The organism is Rothia mucilaginosa (assembly GCF_901875305.1).
Taxonomy (GTDB): Bacteria; Actinomycetota; Actinomycetes; order Actinomycetales; family Micrococcaceae; genus Rothia.
Genome location: NZ_CABFLY010000001.1, coordinates 162,767 through 186,446, shown reverse-complemented (window position 1 = coordinate 186,446; position 23,680 = coordinate 162,767). Strand labels below are relative to the sequence as shown.

Genomic DNA, 23,680 nt, shown 5'->3' with positions numbered 1-23,680 from the left:
CGTGGGTATCGGAGATGTTTGTGCAGTTGGAGTGAATCGGAGGCTTTTATACCGGCTGCTCTTACTTACCTACCAGGGTGCGCTGTAGCGGCATCATCCGGGTGTCCAAGGTGGTGTGCGCCTCGGCGGTGGGTGCCACCGCTCGATGCGACGCGGCCACGGGCTGAGTCGCAGAAATCTGGGATACCGCTGCGGGGGCGTTGCCTTCGGCAATGTCCTTGGGCTGGTAGGTGATGGTGGCGCGGGTCAGGGCGTTCACCAGGTCCAGCTCGGTCACCTTGACCGCGGTGATGGTGTAGCCCAGGCGAGCGCCCAGGTAGGCCTTGAGCTCTTCTTCATCACTAATCGCGCGGTCGGCGGTAACGTCCTGAGTCTTTTCAGTAGAGATCGGGGCGCCGCGCGAGTCGAGGACCGCGATCAGGGCGATCAGGGTAGCCATGAGGCCGAAGGCGATGTACGCCGGGCTAATGTTCACACCCGCGATCATGCCGACTGAGAGGGCTACGAAGTAGTAGCCAACCTCCCGCTGGCTCAGCGCGGTGGAGCGCAGTCGAATAATCGACAGGACACCGAAGAGGCCCATGCCCATGGCCGAGGCGTTCGAGCCCGCCGAGACCAGGGCGACCGAAACGGTGAAGATACCGGCGTTGATGACCGCGTAAGAAATCATCAATTCGCGGTTGCGGTGACGCACCAGGTAAAGGGTGCATAGGCTTGCGATCGCGAGGGCGTCTGCAATCGCCATGGTCAGGATTGTCATGGGATGCTCCAGGTCGTCGGGTAGGTTCCTGATCTTCCGGCCCGTCCGTTCTCAGCTCCGGTTGGGTACCTACGTTTTCTGCTTGGTTTCTAGAATCCCGTCCGAAGCTGTGTCACGCCTGTGCTCTCTGTAATTCTCACTTATGTCTTCGCGAACACCGATTAAATGACTGGTCAGAGCGTTTTACCTTTAAGGTTTTTTCAATTACCGGGGCGCAGTGAGGCGGTCAGCCGCGCCCGGATACAACAAATGGGGCCCCCTCTACATCAGAGGGAGCCCCACTCGGGTTTCTAGGGAGTAACCCTAGAATTCAGTATGTACTTATGCCTTCTTACGCATGCGGGTTGCCACCACGACAGCACCGCCGGCACCCAGAGCAATCAGACCCAGGCCAGCAGCGGTCATCGCACCGGATGCACCGGTCTTAGCCAGGGATGCGGAGCTCTTGGAGGATGCGTTGGAGGAACCGGAGCCGGAATCCAAGTTGTCGTTGGAGGAGCTGGAGCCCAGGTTGTCGTTGTCAGACGTGGAGTTCTCGTAGTTCGGCTGCTCTTCGCAACCCACATTGTTGTTGTTGGCATCGAACTTATCACGGAAGTCCGGGTCACCCTTGTAAATGGGGCCACCGCGGTCTGCCCATACGTCAGCGCAGTTCTGGTACTTGTAGGCCTTCTCGTCCTTTGCGGAGGAGTCGGAAGCCTCGTCAGACTTCTGGTCCTCGGCAGGCTTGGTTTCCTTAGCGTCCTCAACGGCCGGAGCGGAAGGCTCCTCGGAGGCGCTAGCAGAGGGAGAAGCCTCCGACGGTGCAGGAGTAGGCTCAGCAGACTTGCTCGGCTCAGGGGTGGGCTCGGTAGAAGCGCTCGGTGCGGGAGTCGGCTCGGTAGAAGCGCTCGGTGCGGGAGCGGGCAACGAGTCCTTGACAGCCTGAATGGTCACGGTCGCAGCCTTACCGCCGCGAGGAACGTCGCCATCCTTCATGGAGCCGGACAGCAGGTAGAGGTCAACAGAGACCTGGCCCTTCAGCTCGCTCTGCCAAGGAACGGTGACAGTGAAGTTGCCGGACTCATCAGCGTGAATCTCCATGTAATCCTGGCCGTCAATCTTCACGGCACCCTTGTTCAGCTTCAGAGCCAGCACGGAACCGGAAGTGCCGTCAGCAGTCTTGAAGCCCTCACCCGCGATAATCAGACCCTGACCCTCAACCCAGGTGTCGGGAGTGATGAGGCGGGCGGAATCCGCGTAAGTGTGAGAGATTTCCTGCGCAGCTTCGTCAGCGAAGGTAGCGGGGACAGTAGTAGCAACCAGGCCACAGCTAATCAGGGCGGTGGCGCCGATGCGTGCGATGTTGTTTCGAATGCTCATGCCCCCCATTCTAACGAGCAAAGCTTGGGATGCCGGCCCTTAAACCATGAAAATAATATGACCTAACTTACAAAATAGGGTTTTCTTGAAGGTTCTTTAAAGCCAGAGTTGAACTATAGGGCAAGCAATATTACCCCCTTCTAGCCACATAATTCAGCACCCACATGCAAAAACTTATGTGAAATAGCACCCAAACGAGCGAACCTACACGCACCTTCACCCCGCTAAAGCACCAACCCGACCCATCACACACAAAAAATCCCCTCTACCGGGATGTCCACGATTGAACAGCCCGGCAGAGGGGACCCTCGCATACCGCATCACGCGGTAACACTAACTTAAGAATTCTTACGACGCAGCACAGCAGTCACACCCGCCACGCCCAGACCCAGAGCTACCAAGCCCAGACCGGACACGGTAAACACGTTCGAAGCACCGGTGTTAGCCAGCGAGGAACGCTGCGCACGGCTCGAAAGAGAGGCGTTCGACGAAGAAGAATCAAGACGATCCTGGGTACCCGATGCGCCCGAGTCAAGACCATCCTGCGAAGAAGAGCCACCGTTCGAGGAGGAGCTTCCATCCGAAGAGGAACCGTTGTCAACAACCTCGCAACCGAGGCCGTTATTATCAGCGTCAAACTTCTTACGGAAGTCCGGGTGGCTCGACGGAATAGGAGCCAAGCCGGCGGCGGCAACCTCGGTGCAGTTCGCGAAGCGAGTGCTCTCAGCCGAAGGCTGCTCGGTTGCCGAAGCCTGAACGTTCGAAGAACCGCCCAACTGATCCTGCGCAACGGGAGCCTGCTGGGAACCGTTCTTCTGGTCACCAACCTTCTTCTCGTTTTCCTTCTTCGCCTCAGTGGAAGCAGCAGAAGAAGAAACAAGGGTAGAAGCCGAAGCCGATGCGGTAGCCGAAGGGCTCACCGAAGCCGAGGCGGAGGCCTTCTCATCGGCGCGGTTCTTCACCTGGGCGTCCACCGAAGCGACAGTCTCGTCAGCTGCGGTAGCCGAAGCCGAGGGGCTAGCCGAAGCGTCGGCCTTAGGCTCCTCGGCAGAGTCCTTCTTCAGCTCAGCGGTAGCGCTAGCAGAAGCGGATACAGAAGGCTCAGCGCTCGCCGAGGCACTGGGGCTCTCGGGGGCAACGGAACGAGCCTCAATCTTCACAGTCGCAGCCTTACCGCCACGGGAAGTATCGTTATCCTTCAAAGAACCAGAGAGCAGGTACACGTCAACGGAGACGCGATCCTCCAAATCATTCTGCCAAGGAATCGAGACGGTAAATTCGCCCTTATCGTTAGCAGTAACCTCAAGGTAATCCTTGCCGTCAATCTTGACAGCGCCCTTGTTCAGCTTAATCGCGATAGTCGAGCCAGAGGCACGGTCCTGAGTCAGGAAACCCTCACCGGAAATCTTAAGGGTTTCGCCCTTATACCAGACCTCGGAAATGTGGGAGGCGGCACGGTCCTGATATTCGTGAGTAACGGTTTCCTCACCGTTCTGCGCAAAAGTGGCGGGAATGGCAGTAACAACCAAACCGCAACCAATGAGGGCCGTGGCACCGAAGCGAGTGATAGTGTTTCGAATGTCCATTCCCCCATTTTAGCCCCGGTTTCCAAGGTATCTTCACCAGTCCAGCACGTATTTGCAATGACATGCAACACAACCGTAGGCCGGTAATCACCACAGACAAGCCATCAAGAGCCTAGCCATCAACCTCATCAATCATGAGCTCCAAAGCCTCCCCCACCCCGGTACGCCACAGGTAGGTGGCCTTCACATCCGCACGGCCCGGGCCGCCGTTGATCACGGCAACCGGCTTACCGGCACGCAGAGCCTCCAGCACAATCTTGTAGCTACTCATCACCGCCACCGACGAGCCCACCACCAGCAGCGCCGAGCACTCGGCGAGCATGGCATCCTTACGGGCCTTACGTTCGGCGGGCACGGACTCGCCAAAGTACACCACGTCCGGCTTGAGCTTGGTCGAACCGCAGGCGAGGCAGGGCACCATCTGAAAGTCTTGGATGTACCGTTGATCCAGCTCCACGTCACCATCGGGGTTCACGCGCAAATCCCGACCTTCCAAGCGGTCCAGGTAACCCGGGTTCGCGGCATCCAGGCGCGCGTCCAGGCTCTCGCGGCCCTCATCCTGACCGCAGTCCAGGCAGACGATGCGCGAAAGGTCGCCGTGCAGTGCCAGCAGATTGCGGCTTCCGGCGCGGGCATGCAACCCATCCACATTCTGCGTAATCACGCCGCTAATAGCACCCAACTGCTCCAGCTCGGCGAGCGCATAGTGGGCGCGGTTCGGCTGGGCGCGGCGCATGCGGCGCCAACCCACATAGGAGCGCGCCCAGTAACGCTGACGGGCGGCGTCATCGTAGCGGAATTCCTGGTAGGTCATGGGGCGGTGGTCGTGCAGAGAGCCGCCGGGGCCGCGGTAGTCGGGGATGCCGGATTCGGTGCTTACACCGGCGCCGGTCAGCACAAGAACCTTACCCGCCCCGAGCAGGCGCGCAATGCCCTCGGCGGCGTACCCCTCATCGTGAGGTTCGGCGGTATCCGCCACAACGCGCTGAATAGAGCGAATCGCAGCCCTGTGCACGGAGGCGATTTCTTCACGCTGTTCACCGGCGGCGACAAAGTTCTGGTGGTCAGTCCAGCGGTCCATTTTTCTCCTATGCTCTGCGCTCTAGTGCTGTTCTAGTGCGTTAAACGGCTGTGGGGCACCCTTTTCGAGGGTACCCCACAGCCTATTTCTGATGGTTTCGAATGTGCAAACTCAGCCACAGGCTAAGCCCACCCAGCTAATCGAATTCACCCGGCTAACCGGTTGAGCTTACTTCTCAGCCTTCTGCTCACGCTCGGAGGTCACAACCAGGCCGTCGCTAGCAACGTCCGGGTTCACATCCACGGTCACGGTGTCACCGTCATGGATTGCGCCGGAGAGGATGCCGCGAGCCAGGCGGTCGCCAATCTCGCGCTGAACCAGGCGGCGCAGCGGGCGGGCACCGAATGCCGGGTCGTAGCCGGTCTTACCCAGCCACTCCAGGGCTGCCTCGGTCACGTTCAGGCTCAGGCGGCGGCCTTCCAGACGCTTAGCCATGCTCTTGACCTGCAGACCCACAATCTGTCCCAGGTTCTCAGCCGACAGGGGCTGGAACATGATGATGTCGTCCAGTCGGTTCAGGAACTCGGGGCGGAATGCCTGGTGCACAACCTCCATAGCCTTCTCAGAACGCTCGCCGAAGGGCAGGTCCTGGTTGACCAGGTACTGCGAACCGAGGTTCGAGGTCAGAATCAGGATGACGTTACGGAAGTCCACGGTGCGGCCCTGGCCGTCGGTCAGGCGGCCGTCATCGAGCACCTGCAGCAGGATGTCGAAGACCTCGGGGTGCGCCTTCTCGACCTCGTCGAGCAGGACCACCGAGTAGGGGCGACGGCGTACAGCCTCGGTCAGCTGACCGCCCTCTTCGTGGCCGACGTAGCCGGGAGGGGCACCGACCAGGCGGGAAACGGTGTGCTTCTCGGAGTACTCGCTCATGTCGATACGCACCAGGGCACGCTCGTCATCAAACTGGAACTCAGCCAGTGCCTTAGCCAGCTCGGTCTTACCAACACCGGTCGGGCCCAGGAACAGGAAGGAACCAATCGGGCGGTTCGGGTCGGAAATACCGGCGCGGGCACGACGCACAGCGTCAGAGACAGCCACCACGGCGGCTTCCTGACCAATCAGGCGGGCACCGATGCGCTTCTCCATTTCGAGTAGCTTCTCGGACTCACCCTGCATCATGCGGCCTGCGGGAATGCCGGTCCAGGAGGAAATCACCTCGGCGATATCGTCTGCGGTGACCTCTTCAGAGACCATGGACTCGTGCTTAGCGCGGTCCTCGGCGCGCTGTGCTTCCTCCAGTTCGGCCTGCTTTGCAGGAATCTCGCCGTACAGCAGGCGGGATGCCTCGGCGAGGTTACCCTCGCGCTGTGCAACCTCTGCGCGGGAACGCAGCTCGTCAATCTGGGTCTTGATGTCACCCACGCGGTTCAGGCTGGCCTTCTCAGCCTCCCAACGGGCGTTGAGGGCATCGAGCTCTTCCTTCTTGTCGGCCATGTCCTGGCGCAGGGCTTCCAGACGCTCAACCGAGGCGGGGTCGGTCTCGTCAGCCAGGGCCAGCTCCTCCATGGTGAGGCGGTCCACGGCACGGCGCAGTTCGTCAATCTCTTCCGGAGCGGAGTCAATTTCCATGCGCAGGCGGGATGCTGCCTCATCAATCAGGTCAATTGCCTTGTCCGGCAGCTGACGGGAGGGGATGTAACGGTTAGACAGGGTTGCTGCGGCAACCAGTGCAGAGTCAGCAATCTGTACCTTGTGGTGTGCCTCGTAGCGTTCCTTCAGACCACGCAGAATACCGATGGTGTCCTCGACGCTGGGCTCGCCCACGTACACCTGCTGGAAGCGGCGCTCCAGGGCGGGGTCCTTCTCGATGTTCTCGCGGTACTCGTCCAGGGTGGTGGCACCGATGAGGCGCAACTCGCCTCGAGCCAGCATGGGCTTGAGCATGTTGCCAGCGTCCATGGAACCTTCGGATGCACCAGCACCGACGACGGTGTGAATCTCGTCGATGAAGGTCACAATCTGGCCTTCGGACTTCTTGATTTCTTCGAGGACTGCCTTCAGGCGCTCCTCAAACTCACCACGGTACTTAGCACCGGCGACCATGGAGCCCAGGTCCAGGCTGATGAGCCTCTTGCCACGCAGGGATTCGGGCACATCGCCGGAAACCATACGCTGTGCCAGGCCCTCGACCACGGCGGTCTTACCGACGCCGGGCTCACCAATCAGCACGGGGTTGTTCTTGGTACGGCGGGAGAGGACCTGCACGACGCGGCGGATTTCGGAGTCACGACCGATGACGGGGTCGAGCTTACCGGCACGGGCGATGGCGGTCAGGTCGGTGCCGTACTTTTCGAGGGCTTGGAAGGTGCCTTCGGGGTCGGGGTTGTCCACGGTGCGGTCTCCTCGGACGTTGGGGATGGTCTGTGCAATGAGGTCTGCGGTAGCGCCAAGGTTGTGCATGGCGGTCGCGGTGCTATCGGTTCCGCTGGCGATACCGAGCAGAATCATTTCGGTGGAGACGTAGGTGTCTCCGAAGCCCTGTGCGCGGGTCTGTGCGGCCTGCAGGGCGGAGAGTGCGGAACGGCTGAAGGAGGCGTTCTGCACGGAGGCGCCGGATGCCTTGGGCAGCTTCTTGATTTCTGCAGAAGCCGCCTCGGAGATGGCGTCTACATTCAGGCCTGCTGCCTTAAGCACGGAGACTGCGATGCCTTCGCGCTGGTCCATCAGGGCCTTGAGGATGTGGGAAGTCTCAATAGTGGGGTTACCGGCCGTTTGTGCATTGGTATTAGCGGCGGAGATAACGTCTTGACTCTTAGTCGTGAACTTGATGTCCATAATGTCCTTTCGTGTTGTGCCTTCTGGGGCCTATCCTATGTCCCCTCGCATTACATAACTTGAGTCTACTCAACTCAACTATGTTTCGCAAGCCCCCTGCAAAAAAATTTTCGTATTTTTCACCCCACCTCACACCCCCCTGACCCCCAAACAAAAGCCCCAGTCAAAACTGCATTGTTATGCGGAGCAGACTCTCGCTGGATTTGCTTGGGAGTCGCTCCCAAGTTGTTAGATGATTATGTTCCATTCATTGACTGAAGAAGGAGAGTGTCATGCTTGACGCGTTGACCATGTCTGACGGTCGTTCCATCCCCACTCAGGGTTTCGGAGTTTTCCAGATTCCAGCCGAGCAGACTGCTGACGCGGTGGCTCAGGCTATTGAAGTCGGCTACCGCCATATCGATACCGCACAGGCTTACTTCAACGAGGAGGCCGTAGGTGAGGGTATCCGTCACAGCGGGATCAACCGCAGCGAACTGTTCCTCACCACGAAGGTCTGGTTGGACAACTACGGTGAGGATGCCACCTATGCCAGCGTGAAGGCTTCTCTGGAGAAGCTGGGGCTTGAATATGTGGATTTGATGCTGTTGCATCAGCCGTTCAATGATGTTTACGGTTCCTGGCGGGCACTGGAGCAAGCCCAGGCGGATGGGCTGATTCACTCCATCGGGGTCGCTAACTTCACTCCAGCTCGCCTGCACGATCTGGGTTCGTTCAACGCCGTCTATCCGGTGGTTAACCAGATTGAGATTAACCCCTTCCATCAGCAGGTGGAGCGGATTGCTGAGCTGCAAAAGCTCGGAGTTACCGTTGAAGCGTGGGCGCCCTTTGGTGAAGGCCGCTCAGGCTTGTTCGACAATCCAGTGTTGGCTGGTATTGGCCAGCAGTACGGTAAGTCAGTGGCGCAAGTGGTGTTGCGCTGGCTGTATCAGCGTGGGATTGTAGCACTGTCCAAGTCAGTACACCCGGAGCGGATGCAGCAGAACTTCGCGATTGATGATTTCGCTCTGACTGAGGCGGATATGGCCACTATCGCAAGTTTGGACGCCGGGGCGTCATTGTTCTTTGATCACGATGCAACCGGCACGGTAGATTTCTTCACCAATCTGATTGCTCAGCGACGTAACAACAGCTAAGGCACTCATGAACAGGTTGTATTCAACGAAGGAAGCAGCTGAGGCCAGTGGTATCGCGGTTGAAACCGTGCGCTACTACTGCAAAATCGGTTTAGTCCCCCGAGTAGTGCGAGATGAGAACAACTACCGTGTCTTTGACGACCACGACATCGCCTGGCTCAAGGGCCTGCACTGCCTGCGCGAATGCGGCATGGGTATCGAGCAAATGCGCCATTACATGGAACTTTGTCTCCAGGGAGAAGAGAGCATCCCGGAGCGCGAAGTCATGCTGATTGCGCAACGCCAGGTTGTTGAGGACAAAATCGCACTACTTAAGGAGAAGCTGGAGTTTATTGATTCGAAGATGGAGTTCTATGCCGGAGTGCGTTCCGGCGAGATTGAATACCAATCGAATCTGTCGGCCCCAGTGTCATCTAAGATTGCCTGGATTAGCCTTCTTCAGAACACTAACCGCAGGTAGGCAGGACGATTCCCAGCCTACCTGGATTTCGTGCGCCCAAAAACGACCCCACATTCTACTCAAAGGAAGAACGTTCTTTTGTCAATAAACGACAGTGTCCGGTTCACGCCCCAGGAAAAGCCGGTCCTCATTCTGATTCTATTAACGTATTTCATGATCCTACTGGATTCTTCCATAGTCTTTACTTCCATACCGGTGATGAAGGCAGATCTTGGTCTTAGTGCTGCCGAAATGTCCTGGGTGCAAGATGCTTACACTCTGGCCTTTGGCGGGGCACTCTTACTGGGCGCACAATTGGGTGAAGTGTGGGGCCGTACCCGTGTTTTCTTGGGCGGTCTGATCGTCTTCGCGGTGGCTTCCCTGATCGTGGGAATGGCCTCAACCGCTCATATCCTAATCGCTGCACGTGCCCTGCAGGGCCTTGGCGCTGCTGTAGTTGCGCCCACGTCCCTGACGCTCATTACGGCCGTCTTTCATGACACGGTCAAACGGACCCGAGCCACAGCTGCCTACGGCACAATGGCCGGTCTGGGATCCTCTGGCGGCATGCTGATCGGCGGGTTGATCACTACTTTCTTATCTTGGCGGTTCGGGTTCTGGATTAATGTCCCCATCGCGGTGGTAGTACTCGTGCTTGCCGTGCGGTTTTTACCTGCTTTACCTCCACGGCCGGGCCGGTTCGACGTGCTGGGTGCGGTCCTGCTGACCGGTTCCATGTTTCTGATCACCCTAGCCCTAGTGGAACGCAGTGTTCTGCCAGGAATAATTGGGGCAATCGTTCTTGTCATGGCAGTCGCATGGGAGCGTAAAGCTTCTGTGCCAATTCTTCCCGAGCACCTGTGGCGTCACCGGGTTCGTGGCCTGACACTAATTGCCCGACTCCTGTTTGCCGCGTCCCTTTTCGGCATGCTCTTCATGACCGCCCAATACTTTGAGCTCACCCTGGGATACTCTGCCCTGACCGCCGGTTTGCTCATGCTCGTCAATTGCGTCCCGCATGGTGCCACCGGGATTATGGTCAGTTCCCTTGTCACTCGTTTCGGGCTCCGGCGCCTGCTCCTAACTGGACTTGCGAGCACTGCCGCGGGGCTCGGCTTGATCGCCTGGGGCATGCACGGCTCCCTCCCAATTCTCCTACTTGGCATGGTCCTCGCTGGACTTGGGCAGGGTGCGTCCTTTGGCCCAATCACCTCGGTGGGAATCTGGCAAAGCAGCCCCAGCGAGGCGGGAGCTGCTTCCGGCATCGTCAACACCGGCCACCAAATGGGTGCTACTACGGGAGTTGCCGGACTTACCAGTCTTCTCGCGTTTAGTCCGCACTATTCGACGCCATTGACTGTTTCGGCCATCCTCATGGTCGTAGCACTGCTCGTCATGCTCGCCGCAACACGCAAGCTCGAGAACTAATATGGCTTGCTTCGTAAGATGTGACGCCGCATTCACCTAGGTTGAACACTCAAGGTATTCACCCACTGGTTAACAGTTTGGCTTGTTTCGGGGGTTACTTCAGGTTCGGCCGCATTCGGGTCGATTGCTACATCTTCGCCACGCACCGCAAGCCCCTGCCTCCCGAACAAAAGCCCCAGTCAAAACTGCATTGTTATACTGACCGCATTGGATGCCTACAGGCTCCCACAAGCGCAACTCAGAATGGGGACCCACATGAAAATACTGGTTCTAGGCGCAACCGGCCGCACCGGTCGCCATTTCACCCGCAAAGCACTAGACGTCACCGCCTATGTGCGCAACCCCCATAAGGCGCGAACGCTACTGGGAACCCACCCGAACCTCACGATTATTCCCGGCACTCTAGATGATGCCGAGCGACTCGCCGCAGCTTCTTCCGGGCAGGATGTCATGGTGGGCACCCTGGGCCAGAAAGCCACGGTACGGGAGTTTCTGCATACCACCTTCATGCAGGAACGCCTGCCGCTCATTATGGAAGCGGTCACAGGCGCAGGCATGAAGCACTGCGTTCTGATGAGCGCCTACGGCGTGGGCGATACGGTGCGGACCGCGTCCCTGCCCATGCGCCTGGTCTGCAAGGTCATCATGCGCGGCATTTTCACCGACAAGATTAAGGCGGACGCCTTGGTCGCCGAATATCAGTCGTATATTTCACGTGCGCATCCGGGCAGGCTGACCGACAAGCCCGGCAAGGGCGGGGTGAAGTTGTTTGGTATGGCGAGTGTCGAGCGAACTGCGGGCATCCCAACCATTGCCCGCGAGGACGTTGCCGACGCCCTGCTCACCATTGCAGAAGACCCCCGGAACGCGGGCACAGATTTTTTGGTCACAACCGACAATGTCGCCCTACGAGCACCTCAGAAATAAACCGGTAGGCTTAAAAGCATGACGACTACAAACACCTTTCCCGCCGCCATCCTCTTCGACCACGACGGAACCCTGGTCGACACCGAACCCGTCTGGGCAGCTGCCAAACAGGAACTCGCCGCAGACTTCGGCGGCACCTGGACCGAACAAGACACTCTCGACTGCCTGGGCCTATCCATGCAGTTCACCCTGGACCGCCTGCGTGAGCGCGGCGTAAACCTGCCCGACGAGCAGATTAACGATTTGCTCGTGGGCAAGGTACGTGAGGCCCTCTCGCATTGCGAGGTTGAATTTCTGCACGGCATCGAACCTTTCCTGCGCGAGGTCCGCGACGCGCACATCCCCGCAGCCATCGTTACAAATGCAACCACTTCCATTGCACGCCGCACTGCCGACGCCGCCCCCGAGGGTACCTTCTCGGTGATTATTGGCAACGACGAGACCACCCACCCCAAGCCCAACCCGCAGCCCTATCTGCTGGCCGCGGAGCGTCTGGGTGTTGATCCGACTCAGTGCGTGGCGATTGAGGACTCCCCCTCGGGTGTGCGCAGTGCAACCGCGGCGGGTATGCGCGTGATTGTGGTGCCGGGTGAGCTGGAGGTCCCGGCGGAGCTGGGTACCGTGCGCATGAACCACGAGGAGCTGAATCTGGATGCGGTTCGCGCCCTGGCGGACCGTTAGACAGTTTGCAACCGACCCACCCCATGACGATTTATTACGAATTACTCATAATAGTGATTGACATTGGGTCCACCAAGTGATTAACTCGATAGTGACGATTCGACCCGGGCAGCAGTGACCACCAAAGCAACCCACCACGGGCCGAAACGAACCGCAACAGCACAACGCAACACCCCAAAGGAGAACACTATGGCATTCGCAAAGTACACCGCTCCCGGCCTGACCCTCGAGACCGGTAAGGAACTCTCCAACGTCCTCCAGGCTCGCCTGCACGACCTGAACGACCTGCACCTGATTCTGAAGCACGCTCACTGGAACGTGACCGGCCCCGGCTTCATCGCAGTTCACGAAATGATTGACCCCCAGGTCGACACCGTTCGCGAGTTCGTCGATGCCATCGCAGAGCGTATGGCCACCCTGGGTGCAACCCCCAACGGCCTGGCTGGTGCCCTGGTCGCACAGCGCACCGTTGAGGACTACCCCGTTAATCGTGCACGCGTTGCCGACCACCTGCATGCCCTGAACGACGTGTACACCCGCGTGATTGAGGCTCACCGCAAGGCACGGGCCTTCGCTGGCGAGACCGACCCCATCACCGAGGACCTGCTGATTGGCCAGATCGCCGAGCTGGAGAAGTTCCAGTGGTTCATCCGCGCATTCCTTGAGAACAGCGCAGGCGAGATTTCCGAGTAAATCCGAACCAATTCAAGCCAATCGGCCGGTCATCGCCAGATTTATCCCGGCCGCTACCGGCTGATTGGGCGCCCCGGCCCGCTATCCGGGGTGTAGGTGCTTACCTTCGGGCGGGCGTCCCCACGCACCATGTGGGGACACCCGCCCGTTTGCGTACCCGTGCCACTGCCCCCTCTCCCTCGAAGTCTCTCAAGGTGCTGCTCCGGCGCCTCGACTTGGGCAGATTCCTTGATGCAGGGGCACCTAAAAGTACGTTACGGCGAAGTTCAACACCCGGTGGAGCCGTCCTAGATTTCCGATTCCAAGTGCTTTACAGTGGTTCACTGGTCAACACAGATTTGAACGCATTATCAACGTATGCGGGGCCAGATACCCCGCACGCACCGCATCATGCGGAAGGGATTTATGAGTACGCACGCACCCTATGAGCACGGCACTGAAGCCGAGATGCTCCAGAACGAGCCGGCACGCCATCGGGCGGTCAACGACCCCTCCCCCGCCCAGATTAAGCGATGGCGCCGCTACCTGGCCGATGAAGAGTCGGAGGCGCGCATCTACCGTTACCTGGCGCGCCGTGCTGAGGGCACCGACCGCGAAATCTTGTTGCAGGTTGCCGAGGCTGAGAAGCGCCACCAGCAGCATTGGCGTGACATGCTCGGTGAACACGCGGATGTTCACGTGCGCCCGTCCATGCAGTCCCTACTCCTGCAGTTCTTGGCGAAGAACTTCGGTTCGGTGTTTATTCTGGCGATGGCGCAGCGTGCGGAGTCCCGCTCCCCTTACGCTGAGGATCCGGACGCTACCGAGGAGATGGCCGCTGACGAGGCAATTCACGAGGAAATTATTCGCGCACTGGCGACTAGCGGCCGCGAGAAACTCTCGGGTAATTTCCGTGCGGCGGTCTTTGGCGCCAATGACGGTTTGGTCTCGAACCTCGCGCTAACTATGGGTATTACCGCCTCGGGCACATCCAGCTCGATGGTTCTGCTCTCGGGTGTTGCCGGCCTGCTGGCGGGTGCGCTGTCAATGGCGGCGGGCGAGTTCGTCTCGGTGCGTTCTCAGCGTGAGCTGCTGGACGCCTCCCTACCGACCCAGGTGACCTTGCGCGTGGCGGGCGACCTGGACCTGGATGCGAACGAGCTGGAGCTTATCTACCGTGCCCGTGGCATGGATCCGGAGGCTGCGCATCACCGCGCGATGGAGCGTTTCGGCTATCTGGATTGCGATTGTGATCCGTCACTGTCGCACCGTGACGATGATGAGCATGAAGAGAACGTGGCTCTGGGCACCGATATTGGTGCCGCCGCGGCGTCCTTTGCGTTCTTTGCCTCGGGCGCACTGATTCCGATTCTGCCCTATATCTTCGGTATGTCGGGTCTGGGTGCGATGGTGCTTTCTCTGCTGTTTGTGGGTGCGGCGCTGGGCTTCACCGGCGGCGTGGTGGGCCTGCTCTCGGGTGCGTCCCCGCTCAAGCGCGGTATTCGCCAGATTCTAATTGGCTACGGTGCGGCGTTCGTGACCTACCTACTGGGTCTGGCATTTGGTACGACGGCTGGCTAATCTGACTCCCTTATAAGCTTTCGACAAGTGTATATAGCCGCTCAAGTATGCCCTGCACTCCCCCGTGGGCGCTTCATTCTGAGCAGACGGAAACCCCCGGCAAATGAGTTGAACTCACTCACCGGGGGTTCATCACTCTCTACTACACCTTCACCGCTCAGCACGATACAGGCAGCTGCGAGGGTTCAACCTCACAGGGCATTAAGCTGAGGCCCCAAGAAAAATCAGATTAGGGATTAATCTGGGAGGTGGTTGCTTCGCCAGACAGCACAAGGGTGTCGCTGTATCCGTTACCAGTGTAGCTAATAGTAGCGTTCTGGATGCTGGAGGTCTGCTTGTAGGAGATCCATCCCAGCGCCGGAGAAAAGCTAACCTGTGCGGGCATAATAACAACCTGTCCATAGTACTTGCTACCAGATTGCTTCAGGGTATACGCCTTAGTGGTGGTAAAGGTGATACGGCCCTTGAAGGTGTAGGTACCATCGGAGTTCTTGGTGACAGTGGGCACCCCTGCAGACCAGTTACCTGCGGTCTGTGCAATGGACAGGTACTTTGACTGGCCTGCCGATGCAATTAGCTCAACGTTGATACCAGTCAATGCGGAACGGTTGTTCGGACCCCATACCTTACCGTTAATCTTGCCGGTCTTAGCAGAGTTTACCGCCCCAGCAGGCACAGTGAACTCAACCTCGGTCACGAAGGTTGCCCCTTTAGACAAGGTTGCAGTGGAGTTAGCGATGTATGCACTACCGCTTGCTTCCTTAGTGGTCGGCACCGACCACCAGAAACCGCTGGCAGCCACATAGGAACCAGGAGAAGCAGTCTGGGAGTTATTGACCGGGGTAAATTTGCCTTCACCGTTAACGTACAAATCAGGGTTGGTGGGCTTGGATGCGTTGTCGTCCCAGTTCAGGTCAGATTCATAGTTAGATGCGAAGTAGGCATCAGGGCTGGTCGGGTGGACGGGGCCGGTGCTGGTGGACGAAGTATAACCAATAAAGCCACCACCGTACTGAGCGCTAACGAACAAGCCGTGCTGGATGGTAACTTCCTTGGATGCGGCGTAGGCGGGCACTGCTGCGGAAGCTGCGACAACAGGCGCAGACCAGATGCCGGCCTTAGCTACGGCACGGCGAGAAATGGGCTGTGTCATGAGTGAATATTCTCCTTTTATACGATGAGTTTTATTGAAGACTAATCAAATACACTTCTGATTAGCTTCAATGCCCTCAAGTATATAAGAATTAAACACTCATTAATGCATATTTTTATATATTGTGCATAAAATTTCTTTCTAATGCACGATATATATCCCAAACACAGATGCCAGATAGGCGGCTCATGCGAGCAGGAATCCACGTCTGTTTTCGATTAAAGCACAGATGCCGATAGTCTCGACGACTACCGGCATCTGCCGCAATACTATGTTGTTTACTTCGCTGCGAAGATTTCGCGCATCAGGTTTGCAGCCTCGGAGGGGGTCTTACCGACCTTCACACCTACTGCTTCCAGAGCTTCCTTCTTCGCCTGAGCGGTACCGGAGGAACCGGAGACAATAGCGCCTGCGTGGCCCATGGTCTTACCCTCGGGAGCGGTGAAGCCTGCAATGTAACCGACGACAGGCTTGGTCACGTTTGCCTTGATGTACTCAGCGGCACGCTCCTCAGCGTCACCACCAATCTCACCAATCATGACGATTGCCTCGGTCTCGGGGTCAGCCTCGAAGGCTTCCAGAGCGTCGATGTGGGTGGTGCCGATAATGGGGTCGCCACCGATACCGATAGCGGTGGTGAAACCAATGTCAGCCAGCTCGTACATCAGCTGGTAGGTCAGGGTACCGGACTTGGAAACCAGGCCGATCTTGCCCTTGCCGGTGATGTTCGCCGGGATAATACCGACCAGGCACTCCTCGGGGGAGATGATGCCGGGGCAGTTGGGGCCGATGATACGGGTAATCTGCTTGCCGTTCTCGTCCACGGATGCCTTAGCAGCTGCCCAGAACTCTGCGGAATCCTGAACCGGAACACCCTCGGTGATAACGACGACGAGGCCGATCTTAGCCTCGATAGCCTCGAGAACTGCCGCCTTGGTGAAGGCCGGGGGAACGAACACGATGGAGACGTTTGCGCCGGTCTTCTCCATGGCCTCGGCCACGGTACCGAACACGGTCAGCTCAACATCGGAGCCGTCCTTTGCCTTGTGGGTGACGGTGGTGCCGGCCTTGCGGGCGTTCACGCCACCCACAATGTTGGTGCCAGCTGCGAGCATGCGTGCGGTGTGCTTGGTACCCTCGCCACCGGTGATACCCTGAACGATGACCTTGGAGTCCTTGTTCACAAAGATAGACATATTACTTCCTTGAAATCCTTTGCTGGCGATTACGCCTTGTGAGCGAGCTCTGCTGCCTTGTCAGCGCCGGAGTCCATGGTCTCAGCCAGAACAACCAGCGGGTGGTTCGCCTCGGAGAGGATGCGGCGGCCCTCAGCAACGTTGTTGCCGTCCAGGCGCACAACCAGGGGCTTGGTTGCTGCGTCGCCCAGGATCTCCAGAGCCTTCACAATGCCGTCTGCCACTGCGTCACATGCGGTGATGCCGCCGAAGACGTTCACGAAAACGCTCTTGACCTGCTCGTCGCCCAGAATGATTTCCAGGCCAGCAGCCATAACCTCTGCGGATGCGCCGCCACCAATATCAAGGAAGTTAGCGGGCTTGACGTTGCCGTGGTTCTCACCAGCGTAAGCAACGACGTCCAGGGTAGACATCACCAGACCAGCACCGTTACCAACGATGCCAACCTCGCCGTCCAGCTTCACGTAGTTCAGGTCGAACTGCTTTGCCTTAGCTTCCAGCGGGTTCTCTGCGGACTTGTCCACGAGAGCCTCGTGCTCGGGCTGGCGGAATTCTGCGTTGTCGTCCAGGGAGACCTTGCCGTCCAGGGCCAGGATGGTGCCCTCGGGGGTCAGCACGAGGGGGTTAACCTCAACCAGGGTTGCGTCTTCCTTGCTGAAGACCTCGCCCAGCTTGACGAGGACAGGAACAACCTTCTCCTGCAGTTCTGCAGAGAAACCTGCCGCCTTTGCGATTTCCTTAGCCTTTGCCTGGTCCAGACCGACCAGCGGGTCAACCTCAACCTTAGCCAGTGCCTCGGGACGCTCAGCTGCCAGCTGCTCAATCTCCATACCGCCTTCAACCGAGCACATTGCCAGGTAGGAGCGGTTTGCGCGGTCCAGCAGCAGGGAGAAGTAGTACTCCTCGGCGATATCTGCGCCGTCAGCAACCAGCACGCGGTGGACGGTGTGGCCCTTAATGTCCATGCCAAGAATTGCCTTAGCGTGCTCGTAAGCCTCTTCGGGGGACTTGGCGAGCTTCACGCCGCCAGCCTTACCGCGGCCGCCGGTCTTAACCTGAGCCTTGATGACGGTCAGGCCGCCGATTTCCTCAGCTGCTGCCTTTGCTTCTTCAGGGGTGGTCGCAACAATGCCCTTGAGCACGGGAACGCCGTGCTTAGCGAAGAGCTCGCGCGCCTGGTATTCGAAAAGGTCCACAGGTGTCCTTCTTCTTCGAAGTGGTGCCGAGTACTAGTGCACACGGCCTGGTCATTAGAGGAGGTTCCCCAGTGTACCCGCTACGGTGCGATAGGGGTCTCTCGCACCCAGCGCACGCGCACCATTGACGCGGGGAATTTCTCTTATTTCTACTCTATCGGATTCGGCGTGAGCTCGCACTCACGGAGCCCAAAATATGGGATTTTAGCGACTTAGGTCACAAATACTGCGGGGTGGAAATAACCACGTATCGCATGCCGGGAAACACGCAGAACAACACAGGTGGAACGCGCGCTTTGGAGGGACGGGTGCTCTCAGGCACCCGCCCCTGCACGTATACATCCGCAACCCTAGGAAACCTTCTCCAGCGGCGCGTAACGCAACAGCAGGCGCTTCTCCTCGGAGCCGAAGCGGACCTTCGCCACAGTCTTATCACCGCTGCCCTCAACGGCCAGCACACGGCCCTCGCCAAACTTGGTGTGGCGCACCGTATCGCCAACCGCCAGGGTCGGAATTTCCTTGCTCTGATGCACGCGGGAACGGTTCGACACCTTTGAGGAGGCGGTAGCCGCCGCCAGCCCGTAGCTCGCCGAACCGTTGATATCCGCGGTGGACGGCTCAGAACGGCGCGAGGAGCGAGACTCGTAAGGGTCAGAATAGGAGCCACGCGAGCTACCGGAGCTGTATCCGGAGCGCGAACCGCCCGAGTAGCCGCCGCCGTAGGAACGACCGTACGAACCGCCGCCATAAGAGCTGCCGCCGCGAGCGCCATACGCACCCATACCGGAAGCGCCGAAGCCCGAGAAGCCCGCGGTGCGCTTCCACTCGATCAGCTCCTCCGGAATCTCCTCCAGGAAGGGCGAGGGCGGATTGAACTGGCTCTTACCCCACATCGTGCGGGTCTCCGAGCGGGTCAGGTACAGGCGCTCCATGGCGCGGGTCAGACCCACGTACGCCAGGCGGCGCTCCTCGCTCATCTCCTTCTCGTCGGTCAGAGCGCGCTGGTGCGGGAACAGGCCGTGCTCCATACCGGTCAGGAACACCACGGGGAACTCCAGACCCTTGGCGGTGTGCAGAGTCATGAGGGTGACCATACCCTGCGCCTTCGCCTCAGCCGCCTCGGCGGCAATCTGCGCTGCGGAGGCGTTCTCACCCTCCGCGCTGGCGGGGCGGTTCGGGATTGAATCGGCATCGGCCACCAGGGCCACGTGCTCCAAAAACTGCTCGAGGTCAGCGCCGGGGTTCTCAGTCTCGAACTCGACCATGGCGTCGAGCAACTCGGAGAGGTTCTCCACGCGTGACTCGTCCTGAATGTCCTTGGAGGCGCGTAGAGCCGCCAGGTAGCCGGTCTGCTCCAGGACCGCCTCCAGGCAGGTTGCGGCCGGTTCGGTGCGGGCAATCTGCGCCAAATCGTCCATGAGGCGCACGAACTCGCCGTACTTCTTCACCGCAGCGGCACCCAGACCCGGAATGTCGGCAGCCTGGCGGGCGGCGGCAAAGAACGAGATGCTGTGGGCCGTTGCGTAATCAGCCACCACAGACTCGGACTTGGCACCGATACCACGCTTGGGCTCGTTCAGAATGCGGCGCACGTTCACATCGTCATCGGGGTTGCTCAGGGCGCGCAAGTAGGCGAGCGCATCCTTGATTTCCTTGCGCTCGTAGAAGCGAGTGCCACCGACCACGCGGTACGGCAAGCCGGCACGCATGAGCATGTCCTCGAGGGTTCGGGACTGCGCGTTGGTACGGTAGAAAATCGCAACGTCACCGGGCTGCACGCCGTACTCGTCCGCCAGGCGGTCAATTTCGCGGGTGATGTAGCGTGCCTCGGCGTGCTCAGATTCGGCAACGTAACCGATAATCTTCGCGCCCGCGCCAGAGGCGGTCCACAGCTTCTTGGGGCGACGGTCAGGGTTGCGTTCAATGACCGCGTTCGCCGCCGAAAGGATGTTCTGCGTGGAGCGGTAGTTCTGCTCCAGCAGGATTGTGTGGGCGTTCGGGTAGTCCTTCTCGAAGTCCGTAATATTGCGGATATCCGCGCCACGGAAGGCATAAATGGACTGGTCGGAGTCACCCACCACGGTCAGCTCAGCAGGGGGTACGGCGTCCGGGTAGGGGCCGCGGTCCGCCGGTGCCTTCGCGTGGGCGCCGACCAGTTCACGCACCAGCTGGTACTGGGCGTGGTTGGTGTCCTGGTATTCGTCCACGAGGATGTGGCGGAACTTGCGGCGGTAGTAGTTTGCGATTTCGGGGAACTTCTTCAGCAGGAAGACGGTGCGGCCAATCAGGTCGTCAAAGTCGAGGGAGTTGGCGGCGCGCAGACGCTGTGTGTAGACGGTGTAAATCTGCGCGACGGTCTTCTCGTACGGGTTATCGCTTGCCACGCGGGAGGCGAACGCCTCGGCACTAACCAGCTCGTTCTTCAGCCCGGAAATGCGGTTACCCACGGCCTTGGCGGTGAACTTCTTAGGGTCCAGGTTGAGCTCTTTAATAATCAGGCTCAGCAGGCGCTGCGAGTCGGTGGAGTCATATATCGTGAAGGTGGACTTCAGGCCCAGCGCGGCGGCCTCACGGCGCAACACGCGCACGCAGAAGCTGTGGAAGGTCGAGATCCACATGTGCTTGGCGCGCGGGCCGACCAGCGCCTCGATACGTTCGCGCATCTCGGCAGCTGCCTTATTTGTGAAGGTGATGGCGAGAATCTGGCCGGGGGTCGCACGGTGCGTGGCGAGCAGGTAGGCGATGCGGTGGGTCAGCACGCGGGTCTTACCGGATCCCGCACCCGCGACGATGAGCAGGGGCGAGCCGGAGTGCAGTACCGCTTCTTCCTGGCGGTCGTTGAGCCCGGCAGTGAGGGATGCGGGGTCCACGGCGTTGAGGCTGTGGGTGCGTTCGCCGTAGGGGTCGGAGGGGTCGAAGTCCTCGCCGTAACCGCCGACGCGGTAGGCGGGCGGCATGAAGTCGCCGAGCGGGTCTGCGGCGGTGAAGGCTACGGGTGCGCCGGGTTCAGGAACGGGCGCGCTGGTGGCAGGGGTACCGTAGGCGGGCATGCCGGTGGGCAGGGCGGTAGACAGGGCGGCGGGTACGTCCTGTGCGGGCGCCTCCATCATCGGGGCGTCCATCACTGCGGCGTCCGTGGGAGGGGCGTAGTAGTCGTCCTCGGCAGGGGGTACGTCGTAGTAGGGGTCGAAGGGCGGCTCGTCAGCCAGTGCAAGGTCAGCCGGTGCGGGTTCTGCGGGGGTGACGAGTTCGGCGGCGAAGAGGCCTTCCTGCTCGGTGAAGGGTTGCTTCTGCTGTTCGGGCTTATCACTCATCGTCTACCTCGCTGCCTAGAATACACGTTCGATATTCCATGCTACCGCATTTGTTCCGCCGCTCCCACCCGTTCGGTCACCCGGTCGCCCCTCAGCTCATTCGGGAACGAGAAACCGCCCGCGCCTGCTAACGCAAGCAACGGGCGGTTTCTCGTACCGGCACGCTGTCGGTTCTATGTGCCCCCGAGACGATTCGAACGTCCGACACCTTCTTTAGGAGAGAAGTGCTCTATCCCCTGAGCTACGAGGGCGTACCTATCCAGTATAAAGCACCGCACGCCACGGGCCGACACAGTGTTCAGAAATCTCCGCCATCCATACAGTTGCCGGCCTGCATGTGACCCGCGTTCACCGCCCGAAGACACCCGTTCCTTGCGGCAGAACCGCTCCTACAATGTACGAATGAGCATCTACATTGACCCACCCACCTGGCCCGCACACGGCACCGTCTTCTCGCACCTCATCTCGGATGTATCCCTGGCGGAACTGCACAAGTTTGCCGCCTCAGCGGGCATCAGCGAGCGCGCCTTTGATCGCGACCACTACGATGTGCCGGCGCACCGCTACGAGGAGCTGGTTCAGGCAGGCGCGGTTGAGCTCAGCGGCGCGGAGCTGACCCGCACGCTCATTGCAAGCGGTCTGCGCATTCCTCTGAAGGAGCGTCCCGAGAAGATTCGCCCGCGCCTGCTGCGTGCCTGGGAGGCGACGTTTGCGCCCCGCCTCGAGAAGGCTCCTGCCGCGATCCAGGTTCAACTCACGGAACAGGTGGCGGAACTGGGTGAGAGCCTGCTGCAGGCGTGGGAACAGCTGCACCGCGCCTACCACCACAGCGCACACCTTTCGCAGATACTCGCCGATCTGGACCGACTATATTCGGGCCGCACACCCCTCGTTTCGACCTTGGCGGCATGGTTCCACGACGCAGTGTACGAGGACGCACCGGGCGAGGACGAGCGCCGCAGCGAGCTGCTGGCAACCGTCTCCCTGGAGCCACTGGTCGCCGCGGGCCTGCTGAGCGGTGACGAGCTGCAGATGGTGTGCCTTCTGGTGAGCGCCACGGCTACCCACGAGTTGCACGAACCTACCAACCTGCCGACAGGCTACGAAGCGGCTGATATTGAGCTCTTCCTCGATGCCGACATGGCTATCCTGGCGGCCAAACCGGCGCGCTACCGTCGCTACCTGCGCGGGGTGCGTAACGAGTACTCCCACTTCGACGATAAGGCGTTCCGCACCGGCCGCACGAGCTTCCTGCGTTCCATCCTGGAGCGCGAGCACATCTTCCTCTCTCATCAGGCTCGCCAGCTTTGGGAGGAGCCCGCACGGACCAATCTGCGTGCGGAGCTCACCGAGTGGGAGCGCAACCCGCAGAAGCTCCTGCGGGCTCTCGCCTCCTAAAAAAATACCGCCGAGAATGCATGCGCACTCTCGGCAGTATTTTGTGTATCTATCGGGTACACAAAAGGCGCCCACCCCGTGCGGGGTAGGCGCCTTTGCGAGGTTATTGGGCTAGGGAGCCAGCTCTTATGCGCTAAGGCTTAGAGAGCGGTGTAGTAGCCGTCAACGGACATCCAGGAGGTGGGGTGCACCAGGGTGCCGTTGGTGGGGTTCAGAGCGGAGATCATCTTGCCGTCGCCCAGGTAGATACCAACGTGGCTGTAGCCGTTCTGGAAGACGATGTCGCCGGGCTGGGGGTTAGAGGTGGGGCGCAGCTCGTCCTTCATTGCGTAGGTGTAAGCGGTCAGCTTGATGCCGTGCTGAGCGAAAACCCACGAGGTGAAGCCGGAGCAGTCCCATGCACGGTAGCTCTTGCCACCCCAAACGTAGGAGCCGCCGAGACCGCTCATTGCGGTTGCGACGATTGCATCGCGAGAAGCGTTACCGGAGGAAGCGGCGGGCGCTGCCTGCTCCTGGGTTGCTACGGGAGCAACGGGAGCCTGCTGAGTCTCAGCCTGGGGTGCAGTGTAGGCCTGCTGGGTCTCAGCCTGGGGTGCAACGTAGGTGGTTGCGGGGGTGGTGTAGCTGGTGTAGTCGAACTCGTAGTTGGTGTAGTCGTAGGACAGATCAGCTGCGGCGGGGATCTGTGCGAATGCGTTTGCCGGAACGGTCGAACCGAGCAGAACAGCACCTGCTGCGATGGCTGCACCTGCGGTACGTACAATCTTCTTAGCCATTGGTTTCCTCCATTGCCTGACGAGGTGAGCTGTCGGGCTCGAGCATGGATTCGCTCGGCCACCGAAGTGACTTAGCCCCAAGGCTTCTCGAGTGAGAAGCCGTATCCCAGCTTGGGGATTGGGTCCCCCGCTTCTGCCATTCCGGGTAGACGTTCATCGAAGCGTTGGCAGAACTCAGCGGAACCGCTTCGACGGTGCCCTCTTACGTTGAGGATT

At 59.6% G+C, this 23,680-nt stretch carries 18 protein-coding genes, 1 tRNA gene and 1 riboswitch; of the genes, 8 read left to right on the top strand and 11 right to left on the bottom strand.

Annotated elements, in window-relative coordinates:
* Nucleotides 1–61: 61 nt before the first annotated feature.
* From JX292_RS00825 to clpB, 5 genes are all read right to left on the bottom strand, one after another.
* On the bottom strand, nt 62–760 hold the full coding sequence (locus JX292_RS00825; RefSeq protein ID WP_204860411.1) for a DUF4956 domain-containing protein: 699 nt from the start codon (nt 758–760) through the stop codon (nt 62–64).
* A 321-nt stretch (nt 761–1,081) separates the two neighbouring features.
* Nucleotides 1,082–2,122: an excalibur calcium-binding domain-containing protein gene (locus JX292_RS00820; protein ID WP_204860410.1), complete on the bottom strand. Its 1,041-nt coding sequence runs from the start codon at nt 2,120–2,122 to the stop codon at nt 1,082–1,084.
* A gap of 338 nt (nt 2,123–2,460) precedes the next feature.
* Nucleotides 2,461–3,708, bottom strand: coding sequence for an excalibur calcium-binding domain-containing protein (locus JX292_RS00815; RefSeq protein ID WP_204860408.1), 1,248 nt, complete (start codon nt 3,706–3,708; stop codon nt 2,461–2,463).
* A gap of 112 nt (nt 3,709–3,820) precedes the next feature.
* Nucleotides 3,821–4,789: a Sir2 family NAD-dependent protein deacetylase gene (locus JX292_RS00810; protein WP_204860406.1), complete on the bottom strand. Its 969-nt coding sequence runs from the start codon at nt 4,787–4,789 to the stop codon at nt 3,821–3,823.
* Nucleotides 4,790–4,957: 168 nt separating this feature from the next.
* Complete coding sequence (gene clpB / locus JX292_RS00805; RefSeq protein WP_204860403.1) at nt 4,958–7,567, bottom strand: ATP-dependent chaperone ClpB; 2,610 nt, start codon at nt 7,565–7,567, stop codon at nt 4,958–4,960.
* A gap of 272 nt (nt 7,568–7,839) precedes the next feature.
* On the opposite strand from clpB, the gene JX292_RS00800 reads away from it, so the two are divergent.
* The 7 genes from JX292_RS00800 (at nt 7,840) to JX292_RS00770 (ending at nt 14,431) form a co-directional block, all read left to right on the top strand.
* Nucleotides 7,840–8,703, top strand: a complete 864-nt coding sequence (locus tag JX292_RS00800) for an aldo/keto reductase (protein ID WP_204860400.1) — start codon at nt 7,840–7,842, stop codon at nt 8,701–8,703.
* Between the two features lie 7 nt (nt 8,704–8,710).
* Complete coding sequence (locus JX292_RS00795) at nt 8,711–9,163, top strand: MerR family transcriptional regulator (RefSeq protein ID WP_204860398.1); 453 nt, start codon at nt 8,711–8,713, stop codon at nt 9,161–9,163.
* A gap of 78 nt (nt 9,164–9,241) precedes the next feature.
* Nucleotides 9,242–10,570, top strand: a complete 1,329-nt coding sequence (locus JX292_RS00790; protein WP_204860396.1) for an MFS transporter — start codon at nt 9,242–9,244, stop codon at nt 10,568–10,570.
* A gap of 255 nt (nt 10,571–10,825) precedes the next feature.
* Nucleotides 10,826–11,497 carry an NAD(P)-dependent oxidoreductase gene (locus JX292_RS00785; protein WP_204860393.1) on the top strand — a complete coding sequence of 224 codons (672 nt, stop codon included), beginning with the start codon at nt 10,826–10,828 and terminating at the stop codon, nt 11,495–11,497.
* A gap of 18 nt (nt 11,498–11,515) precedes the next feature.
* Nucleotides 11,516–12,178: an HAD family hydrolase gene (locus tag JX292_RS00780; protein ID WP_204860392.1), complete on the top strand. Its 663-nt coding sequence runs from the start codon at nt 11,516–11,518 to the stop codon at nt 12,176–12,178.
* Between the two features lie 189 nt (nt 12,179–12,367).
* Nucleotides 12,368–12,871: a Dps family protein gene (locus JX292_RS00775; protein ID WP_070824507.1), complete on the top strand. Its 504-nt coding sequence runs from the start codon at nt 12,368–12,370 to the stop codon at nt 12,869–12,871.
* Nucleotides 12,872–13,276: 405 nt separating this feature from the next.
* On the top strand, nt 13,277–14,431 hold the full coding sequence (locus JX292_RS00770) for a VIT1/CCC1 transporter family protein (RefSeq protein ID WP_204860391.1): 1,155 nt from the start codon (nt 13,277–13,279) through the stop codon (nt 14,429–14,431).
* 229 nt (nt 14,432–14,660) lie between these two features.
* Here JX292_RS00770 and JX292_RS00765 read toward each other — a convergent pair whose 3' ends face one another.
* From JX292_RS00765 to JX292_RS00745, 5 genes are all read right to left on the bottom strand, one after another.
* Nucleotides 14,661–15,584: an amino acid oxidase gene (locus tag JX292_RS00765; RefSeq protein ID WP_204860390.1), complete on the bottom strand. Its 924-nt coding sequence runs from the start codon at nt 15,582–15,584 to the stop codon at nt 14,661–14,663.
* Between the two features lie 278 nt (nt 15,585–15,862).
* Nucleotides 15,863–16,780, bottom strand: coding sequence for a succinate--CoA ligase subunit alpha (gene sucD / locus JX292_RS00760; RefSeq protein WP_204860389.1), 918 nt, complete (start codon nt 16,778–16,780; stop codon nt 15,863–15,865).
* 29 nt (nt 16,781–16,809) lie between these two features.
* A complete protein-coding gene (gene sucC / locus JX292_RS00755) occupies nt 16,810–17,976 on the bottom strand; it encodes an ADP-forming succinate--CoA ligase subunit beta (RefSeq protein ID WP_204860387.1) in 1,167 nt (388 codons plus the stop codon).
* Nucleotides 17,977–18,326: 350 nt separating this feature from the next.
* Nucleotides 18,327–21,290 (bottom strand): UvrD-helicase domain-containing protein, encoded by a 2,964-nt coding sequence (locus JX292_RS00750; protein ID WP_204860385.1) that lies wholly within the window; start codon nt 21,288–21,290, stop codon nt 18,327–18,329.
* Between the two features lie 178 nt (nt 21,291–21,468).
* A tRNA-Arg gene (locus JX292_RS00745) sits at nt 21,469–21,541 on the bottom strand.
* A 151-nt stretch (nt 21,542–21,692) separates the two neighbouring features.
* On the opposite strand from JX292_RS00745, the gene JX292_RS00740 reads away from it, so the two are divergent.
* On the top strand, nt 21,693–22,688 hold the full coding sequence (locus JX292_RS00740) for a DUF4031 domain-containing protein (RefSeq protein ID WP_204860383.1): 996 nt from the start codon (nt 21,693–21,695) through the stop codon (nt 22,686–22,688).
* A gap of 140 nt (nt 22,689–22,828) precedes the next feature.
* Here the strand turns inward: JX292_RS00740 and JX292_RS00735 are convergent, their stop codons facing one another.
* On the bottom strand, nt 22,829–23,464 hold the full coding sequence (locus tag JX292_RS00735) for a C40 family peptidase (RefSeq protein ID WP_204860382.1): 636 nt from the start codon (nt 23,462–23,464) through the stop codon (nt 22,829–22,831).
* Nucleotides 23,464–23,625: riboswitch (cyclic di-AMP (ydaO/yuaA leader) on the bottom strand. (Overlaps the previous gene by 1 nt.)
* Between the last annotated feature and the right edge of the window lie 55 nt (nt 23,626–23,680).

What these genes read in the sequence shown, in the direction of transcription:
- JX292_RS00825 (WP_204860411.1), bottom strand. Translation starts at nt 760, where the DNA reads ATGACAATCCTGACCATGGCGATTGCAGACGCCCTCGCGATCGCAAGC.
- JX292_RS00820 (WP_204860410.1), bottom strand. Translation starts at nt 2,122, where the DNA reads ATGAGCATTCGAAACAACATCGCACGCATCGGCGCCACCGCCCTGATT.
- JX292_RS00815 (WP_204860408.1), bottom strand. Translation starts at nt 3,708, where the DNA reads ATGGACATTCGAAACACTATCACTCGCTTCGGTGCCACGGCCCTCATT.
- JX292_RS00810 (WP_204860406.1), bottom strand. Translation starts at nt 4,789, where the DNA reads ATGGACCGCTGGACTGACCACCAGAACTTTGTCGCCGCCGGTGAACAG.
- clpB (WP_204860403.1), bottom strand. Translation starts at nt 7,567, where the DNA reads ATGGACATCAAGTTCACGACTAAGAGTCAAGACGTTATCTCCGCCGCT.
- JX292_RS00800 (WP_204860400.1), top strand. Translation starts at nt 7,840, where the DNA reads ATGCTTGACGCGTTGACCATGTCTGACGGTCGTTCCATCCCCACTCAG.
- JX292_RS00795 (WP_204860398.1), top strand. Translation starts at nt 8,711, where the DNA reads ATGAACAGGTTGTATTCAACGAAGGAAGCAGCTGAGGCCAGTGGTATC.
- JX292_RS00785 (WP_204860393.1), top strand. Translation starts at nt 10,826, where the DNA reads ATGAAAATACTGGTTCTAGGCGCAACCGGCCGCACCGGTCGCCATTTC.
- JX292_RS00780 (WP_204860392.1), top strand. Translation starts at nt 11,516, where the DNA reads ATGACGACTACAAACACCTTTCCCGCCGCCATCCTCTTCGACCACGAC.
- JX292_RS00775 (WP_070824507.1), top strand. Translation starts at nt 12,368, where the DNA reads ATGGCATTCGCAAAGTACACCGCTCCCGGCCTGACCCTCGAGACCGGT.
- JX292_RS00770 (WP_204860391.1), top strand. Translation starts at nt 13,277, where the DNA reads ATGAGTACGCACGCACCCTATGAGCACGGCACTGAAGCCGAGATGCTC.
- JX292_RS00765 (WP_204860390.1), bottom strand. Translation starts at nt 15,584, where the DNA reads ATGACACAGCCCATTTCTCGCCGTGCCGTAGCTAAGGCCGGCATCTGG.
- sucD (WP_204860389.1), bottom strand. Translation starts at nt 16,780, where the DNA reads ATGTCTATCTTTGTGAACAAGGACTCCAAGGTCATCGTTCAGGGTATC.
- JX292_RS00750 (WP_204860385.1), bottom strand. Translation starts at nt 21,290, where the DNA reads ATGAGTGATAAGCCCGAACAGCAGAAGCAACCCTTCACCGAGCAGGAA.
- JX292_RS00740 (WP_204860383.1), top strand. Translation starts at nt 21,693, where the DNA reads ATGAGCATCTACATTGACCCACCCACCTGGCCCGCACACGGCACCGTC.
- JX292_RS00735 (WP_204860382.1), bottom strand. Translation starts at nt 23,464, where the DNA reads ATGGCTAAGAAGATTGTACGTACCGCAGGTGCAGCCATCGCAGCAGGT.